This is a genomic window from Halolactibacillus sp. JCM 19043, assembly GCF_001310395.1.
Classification (GTDB): domain Bacteria; phylum Bacillota; class Bacilli; order Bacillales; family Amphibacillaceae; genus Halolactibacillus; species Halolactibacillus miurensis.
On the sequence record NZ_BAXD01000006.1, the window covers coordinates 74,979 to 87,092 of the forward strand.

The following is a 12,114-nucleotide window of genomic DNA, read 5'->3' on the forward strand; positions in this document are numbered from 1 at the left end:
AAGTTATTTAAAAAATACTAGACTTATACAACAAAGGAGCAGTAAAATGAGTGCTGACTACATTAAAAAAGAGAAAGAAGGGGCAAAGCCACTTCAGTTTTGGACGAATTTTAAAGAAAACCATCCAAATACCGCGCAGTTTCTCGTGTTTTTCTTATTGAGTAATGGTGTGACGGTCTTACAGATTGTGTTAATGCCGTTGTTAAGAAGTTGGTTTGCGGATACAGCCTTAATTTTTACCGATTTTCAAATCTGGCAAGTCGGTCAGAGTGTGGATGGTAGTGCCTATTATATTTTTGACTACCCAGCTGGTGCTTTAGCTGACGGCGGAGGTGGCGGTTTAGCTTACTTTTTAGCGGTTCAAATTAGTATTGCGGTGGCACAGATTATTAACTTCTTTGCTCAGCGAAATATTACCTTTAAATCGAATACGAATCCATGGGTGGCGGCGTTTTGGTATGTAATTGCGTATATCTTAATCACGATCGGCGCAGCCGCAGCACAAGGGTTTTATAAGGCACCGATTTACGACCTATTCATGAATACATGGGGCTTAGGGCAAACAGGAGAGACGCTCGCTGATATTATTACAATGGTGATTAATGCGGCCATTTCATTCTGGGTCTTTTATCCAATCTTTAAAATTATCTTTAAACAAGTACCTGAAGAAACAAAAGAAAGATAAGGTTGTGATTGTATGAAACTATTATCTATTATTATTCCTTGCTACAACTCGGAAAGTTATATGCACTACGCGATTGAATCACTTGTGGTAGGTGGAGAAGATGTTGAGATTCTGCTCATTAACGATGGTTCAACTGATGAAACAGAAGCGATTGCGACTCACTATGCAGCCAAGTATCCAGGGTCGTTACGGCTATCCATCAAGCAAACGGCGGACATGGTGAGGCGATTAACACCGGTCTTAAACATGCGACGGGTCTTTATTTTAAAGTCGTCGATAGCGATGACTGGGTCGATACTAGGGCTTACCTTAAACTACTTGACACACTAAAGACATTTTCTGGAACGACCGGGACGATTGATTTACTCATCAGTAATTTTGTTTATGAGAAACAAGGAAGTAAGTATCGTAAAGTGATGCGTTATGACAACGTGTTACCAAAAGATAAAATATTTTCATGGGATGAGGTTAAACCGTTTAAAAAAGGGCAATTCATGATGATGCATGCGATGATTTACCGGACAAATCTATTACGAGAAGCGAATCTGACGTTGCCAAAGCATACGTTTTATGTTGATAATCTGTATGTCTACACACCGCTCCCTCATGCCACACGGTTGTTTTATCTTGATGTTGACTTCTACCGATATTTCATTGGTAGAAGTGATCAATCAGTCAATGAAAGTGTGATGATTCGCCGAATTGATCAGCAACTTAAAGTTAATCATTTGATGTTAGAGGCGATTGATTTAGATACGATACACAATGAACGGTTACGCGATTACATGTTGAAACACTTAGAAATTGTCACGGTAATTTCCGCTATTTTATTGATTAAATCAGGCACGAAAGAAAACTTACGGAAAAAGCGTGAACTCATGCGTTATGTGAAACAAGAAAATGTTGAGCTATACGTCAATCTTAAATATGGATTGATGGGCAGGTTGATTAATCTACCGGGTAAAGTCGGGCGAATGATTAGTGTCATGGCTTATAAGATCTCGCAAAAAGTGATTGGGTTTAATTAATGATGAAGAAACAAGCGTTTAATCCTTACCTTCCAAGTGATGAGTATATACCTGATGGAGAGCCGTATGTATTTGGTGACCGTGTGTATGTTTATGGTTCACATGATCAGTTTAATGGCAAAGCCTTTTGTGAGAATGATTATGTGACGTGGTCTGCCCCAATCGATGATTTAGCAAGTTGGCGATATGAGGGTATCATATACAAAAAGAATCAAGATCCACACAACAAAACAGGAAAAAAGAATATGTTTGCGCCAGATATCGCGAAAGGACCTGATGGACAGTATTATCTCTACTATACATTAGGTTTTTCTGGTGTCATGTCTGTCGCCAAAAGCGAAACACCTACGGGACCTTTTGAATTTTACGGGCACGTAAAATATCCTGACGGTAACATTGTCGGCAAACAAACAGGCGATGTCTTTCAATTTGATCCGGGCATATTTGTTGACGATGAACGCGTGTACCTCTATTCAGGATTTGCACCAAAGAAAACCTCACCTTTAAGGCTGTTATCAAAAGGCAGACGGATGTTGGTGCGTATGTTTTTGAGTTAGAAAAAGATATGCTGACGGTTAAATCAGGTCCGGCATTAATCGTGCCTCAAGTCTCTGACGCTAAAGATACAAGCTTTAACAATCACGCGTTTTTCGAGGCGAGTTCGATGAGAAAGATGGGTGAGCGCTATTACTTTATCTATTCATCGATTCATGAACACGAACTCTGTTATGCCATCAGTGATTATCCTGATCGAGATTTCGTTTTTGGTGGCACGATCATTAGTAACGGTAATATAGACGTTGACCAACAAGACAGACAAGCAGAATATTATTATGGCAATAACCATGGCAGTTTAGTCGAAATAAACAATCAATGGTATGTGTTTTATCACCGACATACCAATGGTCATATGTTTTCACGTCAAGCATGTGCAGAGAAAATAACCATTAATTCAAATGGCTCGATTGATCAAGTGGAGATGACAAGCTGTGGATTAAATAATGGACCGTTATTAGGTCAAGGTGAATATGAGGCGAGAATCGCTAGTGTACTTATGTCAGATAAAGGTGCGAATCGTTACCGTCCATGGGCGATTTTAAACAAATATCGACAGCCTTATATAACAGAAACAAAACAAGACGGCGAGGACAGACCTATCCAATATATTGCGAATATGCATGATGGAAGTGTGGTTGGATTTAAGTACTTTAACATGATGAACTTAAATAAGCTAGCAATAAAGGTAAAATCTAAAATGAATGGAAAAATCCTCGTTAGTACGGAACTAAATGGTAAACAAATGACGGCAATTGATGTGAAATCATGTGAGGAATTTTCTTGGTTTTCGTCTAGAGAATTAGAAAATGTTGAAGGTATAGTAGCGCTATATTTTATGTTTATAGGGGAAGGAGTGTTGGATTTTTTATCATTTGAATTGAGTTAATATGTGTAACGTTATAACTGGATTTTTTAATAAAACGATAGCGTAACTTGTTTAATTTTCCAATCGGCATTATTGACTTAGATAGTGTGAATCAAAATGGCTCAATAAATAAGCACCGTCAAATCAAGAGGATCGAAAGCTTGATTTAACGGTGTTTTTGTTTATACTAACATGGTACTAAACGACAATTAAGTGCGTGTGTCTATTTAACTTACCGCTTAATCTGCGCTCCGTGTGCCATCACATCAAGCACATCTTGTTCGGTAACAAGGTTCGCATCTCCTGAGATATAGTGTTTCAATACCGATGCTTGTGTCGCAAAGGTGACCGTTTTGTCTGGTTCAAATTGAGATAAGATCCCGTGTAAAATACCAGATGCAAAAGCATCGCCACCGCCGACGCGGTCAATAATCGGGTCAATCGTATACGTCTCAGATGAGAAAAGCGTGCCGTTTGTATAGAAATACCCGGTTAAATCATTTTTAGAAGCTGATGGACTGAGGCGTTTTGTCGCATACACCGTTTGGATATTTGGATAATCAGCGATTAAACGTTTGTAGCACGTGTTGAGTGTATCTTCATGACGATTTGATAGAGATAAGTCATCGTAGCCGAGAAGATGGGTCATATCCCACGGGCTAAGTGACACGTGGGTCAGATACGGCATCGCTTCAGTGAAAAATGAACGCGCTTGTTCTTTAGACCAGAGTGTTTGTCTGAAGTTAAAGTCAAAGCTAATAGGGATATTTTTTTCGTTTGCTTTTTTCATTAGTTTAAGGGTGAAGCCTTGTAAAGATTGTGATAAGGCCGGTGTAATACCAGTTAGATGAATCAAGTCATAACCATCGATTGCGGTATCTAAATCTATCATGCTTTCTGTTAGTTCACTAAAGGCAGAACCTGCCCGGTCATAGATGACTTCTGAAGCACGCTGTCCGACCCCCACATCTAAAAAGTAACTGCCTACCTTTTTCCCTCCTTTAATGATGTTATTTGTGTTCACCCCAAGTCCTTTTAAGTAACGCATCATACCGATTGTGAGAGCATGATCGGGTAAGCGGGTGATAAAAGTTGTCTCGTGTCCGAAAATAGCTAAAGAGATGGCCGTGTTTGCTTCGGCCCCACCGTAATTTAAATCAAGTTGTTTTGCGGTGGATAATCGTGTGCCTGTCGGTGTTGAGAGTCTGAGTAGAATCTCACCTAATGTTAAGACGTTTGCCATTCTAGTCGCTCCTTTATTGAGTTGTAGTATTAAAGTGATGTGAACAAGCTATGTTTATTATTGCATGCGTTTTCATGTATACTAGTATCTTATTATAAATAGTGAAAGAAAGCAATAACGTTAAAGGTGCGTTTTTAACTTTTTTAATCAATTTTGATCGTTTGCCTGCCTAACTCATGTCATGAAGGGGAATAACATATAATAATGAATAAGACGAGTCAATTTCTAGATAAAGAGGCCTAAATAATGAGTGGTGAACCATGACTTTTCACATGGTTTTCGTATCTGTTACCTAGAAAAGTGCATGAGTTAGCCTAGGTATGCTATATTATGGATATGAAAGAAAAGAGGTGAGGAAATGACAGTCCCTACATTTTTACTTGGGGCCCTATTAGTTTTTAATATTGTATTAGCCTTCACGATTGTCTTCTTAGAGCGTAAAAATCCTACATCGACATGGGCATGGTTACTCGTTTTAACCTTTATCCCTATCGCGGGCTTTATTTTGTATTTAATCTTTGGACGTAAGCTCAGTAACACGAAACTATTTATTTGGGATAATAAAAGTAAGTTAGGTGTCAAAAAGGCAGCCCAGAATCAGTTACAGTTACTTGAAGAAAATTCATTTCCGATTCAAAAGGGATACCGCCATCATAAAGACTTATTTTATCTACATTTACGTAACAATGATGCGATTCTAACCCAACATAACGATGTGAAGATTTTTAGCGACGGTAAAGAAAAGTTTGATCAGCTCTTATTTGATATTAAACATGCGAAGCATCACGTCCATTTAGTGTATTATATTGTACGTAGTGACGAACTTGGGTGGAAGATTGCTGATGCGCTCATTGACCGTGCGAAAAAAGGATTAGAAGTTAGATTCTTATATGATGACATGGGCGCCAGACGCTCAGCAGAAAATATATTAAGGCCCTTAAAGATGCGGGTGTACATGTTGAAGCTTTTTTCCCGTCAATCATTCCTAAATTGAACTTTAAAATTAATCACCGCAACCACCGTAAGCTCGCCATTATTGACGGCCGGATTGGTTACATCGGCGGGTTTAATATTGGCGATGAATACTTAGGAAAGTCACGAAAGTTTGGTTACTGGCGTGATACGCACTTGCGCGTTGTTGGTGAAGCGGTGCGAAATATGCAAACCCGATTTATTTTAGACTGGAACCAAGCATCAAAGGAGCGTGTGCTTCAATACGATCCTGTCTACTACACAGCAACACCAAAAGGGAATGTCGGGATGCAGATTGTTTCAAGCGGACCGGATAATGATTGGGAACAGATTAAGTATGGCTACATTAAGATGATCATGGAAGCAGAAGAATATGTCTACATTCAAACGCCTTACTTCATTCCTGACGAATCACTGGCCGATGCGGTTCGCATTGCGTCACTGTCTGGGATTGACGTTCGGATCATGATTCCGAATAAGCCCGATCACCCGTTTGTTTACTGGGCAACGTATTCTTATGTAGGAAATATGTTAGAAGCAGGGGCTAAAATCCATATTTATGAAAACGGCTTTCTTCATGCGAAGACGATTGTCGTTGATGGGAAACTTTCAAGTGTCGGTACCGCCAACATTGATGTGCGTAGTTTCCGGTTAAACTTTGAAGTGAATGCGTTTATGTACAGTGAACAAGTGGCACGTCAACTCCTTAAACAATATGAACGGGACATGAAGGAATGTTACACGCTCTCACTGGAAGATTATAAAAAACGTTCAACTTGGATTCGCTTTAAAGAATCCGTCGCAAGGTTAATTTCGCCAATTCTATAAGTAGCACTTTTTAAATGGATAGATCAATAAGCTCATTGGAAAAAACACAGCCTTAACGCTTTGGTGCTGTGTTTTTTCTTGTTTAACTGACTCAAGTTATACTATACTTAACAGTAGTGATACGTGAAAAAGGAGACTATTATGGAGATTCTATCAGCACATCAATTACATAAAGCGTTCGGTGAAAAAGTCTTACTCGATGGGGTGAGCTTTTCAATCGAAACCGGAGAACGGATTGGCCTCGTCGGTGTTAACGGAACAGGCAAGTCGACCTTCTTAAAAATCATGAGTAAAAAAGAAGACGCAGACTTCGGGGAGTTAAAACATCCGAAAGATTTCACCGTGAGTTACTTAGCTCAAGAAGCGGAACTAAAAGAAGACCTGACGGTCTTAGATGAAATCTACATGGGGGATTTGCCACTGATCAAAACGCTGCATCAATATGAACAAGCACGGAGCAGTTTAGAACAAGATCCGTTAAGTGAACAAAAACTAAAAGTGTTTCAACGAGCACAAGAACGAATGGATAGAGAAAATGCCTGGGATCACGAAACACAGGCGAAAACCATTCTATCAAAGCTCGGTATTCATGACTATCATCAAACGATTCATGCCCTTTCTGGTGGTCAGAAAAAGCGGGTCGCTCTGGCAAAGGCACTCATTCAACCGGCAGATCTACTCATATTAGATGAGCCGACCAACCATCTCGATCATGATTCGATTGAGTGGTTAGAACAATATTTACCGAGCTATAAAGGTGCGCTCATTATCGTCACTCACGACCGTTATTTCTTAAACCGGGTGACGAATCGCATCTATGAACTAGATAAAGGGCAGATGTACCGTTATGTTGGTAACTATGAAACGTATTTAGAGAAAAAAGCTGAGCGTTTAGAACTGGCTGAACAAAGTAAACAAAAGCACCAAAACATCTTAAAGAAAGAAATCGCTTGGTTAAAAGCGGGAGTTAAAGCACGGACGACGAAACAAAAAGCGCGCATTGACCGTGTTTTAGAGATGAAAAAACAGACCTTTGAACAGAAACAACGAGAAGTAGAGTTGAACTTGCGGGGGACGCGTCTCGGCGATGAAGTCTTTGAGTTAACGGACGTAACCAAAAGCTTTGAGGGAGAAGCATTGTTTCAACCATTTAGCTTCTTAATTAAGCCAGATGACCGGATTGGTATCGTCGGTAAAAACGGGAGTGGTAAATCAACCTTACTCAATATGTTGGCGGGGCGAATGCTGCCTGATGCGGGTGAGATTCGTGTGGGTGAAACAGTCAAGATTGGCTACTACACGCAAGACCACTCGGAGATGGATGAAGATTTAAAAATTATTGACTATATCAGAAAGACGGCTGACGTCATTCATACGAAAGATGACCAAGTCATTACCGCTGAACAAATGCTCGAACGCTTCCTCTTTAGTCGAGGTGACCAACAGACGTTTATCCGCCGGCTTTCAGGTGGCGAAAAGCGTAGACTTTATCTCCTACATGTCTTAATGCAGGAACCGAATGTGTTACTACTCGATGAGCCGACCAATGATTTAGATACCGAGACTCTGGCTATCTTAGAAAACTATTTAGATGAGTTTCCAGGCGTTGTCATCAGTGTGTCTCACGACCGTTACTTTTTAGACCGCACGGCTGATCAATTATTTGTTTTTACTGATGATGGTATCATCGACACCTTTTACGGGGATTATAGTGACTACTTGGCCGAGCGCAAAGAAGATAAAAAAGAACAAAAAGTCATGAATAAAGAACCATCAGCCCCGTGAAGAAGAAAAAGAAATTGTCGTATAATGAACAAAAAGAATGGCAAACGATTGAAGATGAGATTGGTGCGCTTGAAGATAAAATTGAAGAAAAAAAACAAGCCGTTATTGATGCAGGGAGTGATAGTGAAAAGGTCAGGCTCGCTTATGATGAACAACTTGCGCTTGAAATGGCTTTAGAAGAAAAGATGGAACGCTGGGAAGAATTATCATTACTGGTTGAGTCATTAGAAAAATAGATTATTTCAACAATGGAAAGTGTTTGTGTATAATAGACGTGGAGTAACCTAGATTATATTTGGAGGGAAAACAAATGGCAGAACAACAAATGTTAGAAAAATACGCGGAACTCGCGCTAAAAACAGGTGTCAACTTAAAAGAGAATCAAGTATTAATGATTAACTCATCAATTGAAGGCGTTGATTTTACCCGAACACTTGTGAAGAAAGCTTATGAGCTTGGAGCGAAAGATGTCGTGATTAACTGGCAAGATGATGAGATCACGTTACAACGTTACTTACATGCGGCAGAAGAAGCTTTAACAACGGTTCCTCAGTGGCTCGTTGATAAATACTTATACTATGCAGAAGATGATGTGGCTTTATTATCGGTCCGTTCAACAAACCCAGATCTATTAAAAGATGTTGACCCTAGTCGCGTGGCTAAAGCGACAAAAGCGAGTGCTGAGGCGATGAAAGCATTCCGCAAATATACGATGAATGATAAAATTGCTTGGTCAATCATCTCGATTCCAACCAATGACTGGGCAATGAAGATCTTCCCAGGTAAAGATGCTGAAACAGCAAAAGAATTACTGTGGGAACAAATCTTTAACATTGTCCGTGTGAATACAGAAGACCCAATTAAAGCATGGGATGAGCACAATGCAACACTTAAAGCGGCCCATAAAATTTTAAATGATAAAAAATATACGTCACTTAAATTTACGGCACCAGGTACGGATATTACGTTCGGCTTACCGAAAGGCCACATTTGGAAAGGTGGCGGGGCGTATACAGAAGAAGGCCGTCACTTTAACCCGAATATGCCGACAGAAGAAGTGTTTACGATGCCGGATAAATACCACGTTGACGGGGTTGTCACAAGCACGAAGCCACTGATTTACGGTGGCAACATGATTGATCACTTTAAACTTACGTTCAAAGACGGCAAAGTCACAGACTTTGAAGCAGAAACGGGTTATGACACATTAAAACATTTACTTGATACCGATGAAGGCGCGAAGCGTCTTGGTGAGATTGCGCTCGTACCGCATCATTCACCTATTTCACAATCAGGTCTGATTTTCTATAACACACTGTATGATGAAAATGCGTCTTGTCACATCGCCTTAGGTAAAGCTTATCCAACCAATATGGAAGGTGGGGCGAAAATGTCAGATGAAGAACTTGACGCACACGGTGTGAATGATAGCTTGACGCATGTTGACTTTATGATTGGCTCAGCTGAGTTAGATATTGATGGTGTATTAGAAAATGGTGAAACAGAAGCCGTCTTCCGTAAAGGAGAATGGGCACTGCCTGGAATGAATAACTAAGAACGTCTCATGCGTTATGTTAACCACCACCCAAACATGTGAATGGGTGGTGGTTTTTTAAATAATAAAGAAATTTCTCGTTTTTTGTCTTTAAAAGGGTTCACTATGTGAAAAAGCGGGTATAAATAAATGATTATTTTTTTAATGAACTAAAGGTTTTACTTAAGGTGTGAAGACTTATCTACTTTAAATGGGTGCCTGGTAGATAACGAGCAGGTGGCGCAACCGTCCTAGCTGTTTAGGGCGGTTTTTTTTAAGAGTAGCCCTATCGTGTCACACTGCGTGTCAGCTGAGTTAAGGGAGGTGAGTGATTGAGGATGATCTAATTAAACTGATCGTCATTGTCGTATTCATCATAGGTGTCTGGTTATATGTCACAAATGATCAACAAGAGCCGAACATCGCTATTTTTTCGTGGGATAAAGAAACGGTAATCGATAAGGGGGAGGATACAGCGGATTTCCTTCATCAGTATGAGATCAAACGACTGTTTCAATCGTTTTCTAGCGATTTGTCGGTCACAGACATCCAGTTGTTTCTTGAAGACATGGGCAGTGAAATGGCTGTCTACCAGTTGATTGGTACACCCGAGTGGGCACGTGAAGGTGGAGCGGCTAGTTTAATTGAAGAAGCTCGGCGTATCATCACGATTAACAAGCAATTACAAGTTGATCAGCAATTGAAAGGGCTGGTCGTCGATGTTGAACCATATTTACTCGATGACTTTGACTGGGACGATGAAACGCTCCAGCTGAGCTTTATGGCCAATATGCGTGCGCTTTATACGTATTTAACCGCACATGATTTGGAGATGATTACGGTCGTGCCCTACTTTTATGATACAAGAGGCTATAAGCAAGTATTAGAATTCTTAATAACAGAAGCAGCGACAGAATTAGCGATAATGAATTATTATCGAGATGATGAAATTGAACATATGATATATGAAGCAGCACTTGCGGAATCTATTGGGCTACCAATCACAACCATTTACGAATTCAAACCACCAGGTGAGTATGGACTGACAGAACGCAATACTTACTACGAAGAAGGATTAACGGCGGCTCACAATAACTTAGATACCATCATAGAAAATTTTTCGAATCAAGACATTTACGGTGCCTTTCATGATTTGACGGCACTGAAGGAGGTGGTTGGATATGAATAATGTGTACCGTGAAGAGAAGAAATATTTGCTTAATCTTAAGCAGTACTACCTTTTAAGACACAATATCGCTAAGATTATGACGCGTGATAAACACAGTTTAAACAATCCTTATGAAGGTAAAAAAGGCGAGGGTTATACGATTCGTTCCTTATACTTTGATTCGATTGATGACCGAGATTATCATGAGAAGGAAGACGGGGTTGAATTACGACGCAAGTTAAGATTACGGACGTATATGCATGATCCGAATTACTGTTTACTTGAATTAAAGAAAAAAGAAGGCCCTTATCAACAAAAAACGTCGTATAAATTGACGAAGGAAGAGGGAGAACAACTGATTGCGGGTAACTATAGCCTGCTGCTTGAGAAACAACACCCGTTCTTACTCGATTGTTACCAAATGATGATGACGCATGTGTACCGTCCAAAATCGGTTGTGACTTATGAACGGGATGCGTTTATCGCGAAAGAAAATCAAATTCGTGTCACCTTTGATCAAAAAATCCGTGGGTCAGAAAGCGATTTTAGTCTGTTTGATGAAACGTTAATTGAAACACCATTAATCGATGACAGCTATGTTGTATTAGAAGTGAAGTACAATGGCTTTTTACTCCAATATATTAAAGACTTACTCATTCCACTGGAATCAGCTCAATTATCGGTCAGTAAATACAGTATGAGTCGTAAAATAAGTAAAGATTATCAGTTAGAAAAATAAGACGTAACATAAAAAAAGGAGTGGACAAACGATGCGTGACTTTCTTTATCAATTAGCGGAGCAGTCCCCTAATTTAAGTTTAAATGATATTTTAATTAATATTTTAATGGCGACAGCTTTGGCTATTGCGATTTATATTTCGTATTGGTATACCCATGTTGGGACCGCCTATAGTCGAAAGTTTAATGTGTCCTTAATTACTTTGACGATTTTAACAGCAACGGTTATGACCGTCATCGGTAATAACATTGCTTTATCTCTCGGTATGGTGGGGGCACTCTCGATCGTACGTTTTAGAACGGCGATTAAAGATTCACGGGATACCACGTATATCTTTTGGGCAATTATTGTTGGGATTGGGTGTGGATCGGGTGACTATTTAGTCGCAACGATTGGTTCCGCTGTTGTCTTTATCGTGTTGCTCTTGCTCGGACGAGTGAAAAACAACAATCGGATGTTGATTATTGTAAAAGCGGAGCGACAAGCTGAAATGCAAGTGGAAGGAACGATCTTTAAGCAATTTAATAAAAAAGCGGTGCTTCGAGTGAAAAATACTACCGAAAAATCGATTGAATGGATTTATGAATTGTCTCAAAAAGAATATAAATTAGAAAGTAAAAAAGACAAAACCATTACAGAGCTCCTTTATAAATTAGGGGGGATTGAATATGTTAATGTTGTGGCGCAGTCGGATGAAATTAGTGGATAA

General features: G+C 39.7%; 12 protein-coding genes and 1 pseudogene. 12 read left to right on the forward strand and 1 reads right to left on the reverse strand.

Translation table 11 applies throughout. The annotated features are described in order from the left end of the window. Positions 1–46 precede the first annotated feature (46 nt). From JCM19043_RS05280 to JCM19043_RS18085, 5 genes are read left to right on the forward strand one after another with little or no spacing between them, the layout of a single operon-like run. Positions 47–685, forward strand: a complete 639-nt coding sequence (locus tag JCM19043_RS05280) for a hypothetical protein (RefSeq protein ID WP_062320620.1) — start codon at positions 47–49, stop codon at positions 683–685. Positions 686–697: 12 nt separating this feature from the next. Next, positions 698–1,015, forward strand: a complete 318-nt coding sequence (locus tag JCM19043_RS17380; protein ID WP_304438233.1) for a glycosyltransferase — start codon at positions 698–700, stop codon at positions 1,013–1,015. After that, on the forward strand, positions 913–1,713 hold the full coding sequence (locus tag JCM19043_RS17385; protein ID WP_369813780.1) for a glycosyl transferase: 801 nt from the start codon (positions 913–915) through the stop codon (positions 1,711–1,713). The genes JCM19043_RS17380 and JCM19043_RS17385 overlap by 103 nt, the downstream gene beginning before the upstream one ends. A 2-nt stretch (positions 1,714–1,715) precedes the next feature. Further along, complete coding sequence (locus JCM19043_RS18080; protein ID WP_082394441.1) at positions 1,716–2,270, forward strand: family 43 glycosylhydrolase; 555 nt, start codon at positions 1,716–1,718, stop codon at positions 2,268–2,270. 8 nt (positions 2,271–2,278) lie between these two features. Then, positions 2,279–3,157 (forward strand): hypothetical protein, encoded by an 879-nt coding sequence (locus JCM19043_RS18085; RefSeq protein ID WP_255349941.1) that lies wholly within the window; start codon positions 2,279–2,281, stop codon positions 3,155–3,157. 211 nt (positions 3,158–3,368) lie between these two features. On the opposite strand, the gene JCM19043_RS05295 is transcribed toward JCM19043_RS18085, so the two are convergent. Beyond that, positions 3,369–4,379: a sugar kinase gene (locus JCM19043_RS05295; protein WP_062320621.1), complete on the reverse strand. Its 1,011-nt coding sequence runs from the start codon at positions 4,377–4,379 to the stop codon at positions 3,369–3,371. Between the two features lie 358 nt (positions 4,380–4,737). Here JCM19043_RS05295 and cls point away from each other — a divergent pair. The 7 genes and pseudogenes from cls to JCM19043_RS05325 all read left to right on the forward strand — a co-directional run bounded on the left by cls (position 4,738) and on the right by JCM19043_RS05325 (position 12,114). After that, positions 4,738–6,179: pseudogene (gene cls, locus JCM19043_RS05300) on the forward strand (cardiolipin synthase). Between the two features lie 141 nt (positions 6,180–6,320). After that, entirely contained in the window at positions 6,321–7,964 is a 1,644-nt protein-coding gene (locus JCM19043_RS05305; protein WP_369813771.1) for an ABC-F family ATP-binding cassette domain-containing protein, read from the forward strand. Then, positions 7,961–8,200 carry a hypothetical protein gene (locus tag JCM19043_RS18670; RefSeq protein ID WP_369813773.1) on the forward strand — a complete coding sequence of 80 codons (240 nt, stop codon included), beginning with the start codon at positions 7,961–7,963 and terminating at the stop codon, positions 8,198–8,200. The genes JCM19043_RS05305 and JCM19043_RS18670 overlap by 4 nt, the downstream gene beginning before the upstream one ends. A 74-nt stretch (positions 8,201–8,274) precedes the next feature. Beyond that, positions 8,275–9,519, forward strand: a complete 1,245-nt coding sequence (locus tag JCM19043_RS05310) for an aminopeptidase (RefSeq protein ID WP_062320623.1) — start codon at positions 8,275–8,277, stop codon at positions 9,517–9,519. Positions 9,520–9,826: 307 nt separating this feature from the next. Beyond that, entirely contained in the window at positions 9,827–10,687 is an 861-nt protein-coding gene (locus tag JCM19043_RS05315; RefSeq protein ID WP_062320625.1) for a hypothetical protein, read from the forward strand. Continuing rightward, complete coding sequence (locus tag JCM19043_RS05320) at positions 10,680–11,405, forward strand: polyphosphate polymerase domain-containing protein (RefSeq protein ID WP_082394436.1); 726 nt, start codon at positions 10,680–10,682, stop codon at positions 11,403–11,405. Before JCM19043_RS05315 ends, JCM19043_RS05320 begins: the two co-directional genes overlap by 8 nt. Positions 11,406–11,436: 31 nt before the next feature. Continuing rightward, positions 11,437–12,114, forward strand: a complete 678-nt coding sequence (locus JCM19043_RS05325) for a DUF4956 domain-containing protein (protein WP_062320627.1) — start codon at positions 11,437–11,439, stop codon at positions 12,112–12,114.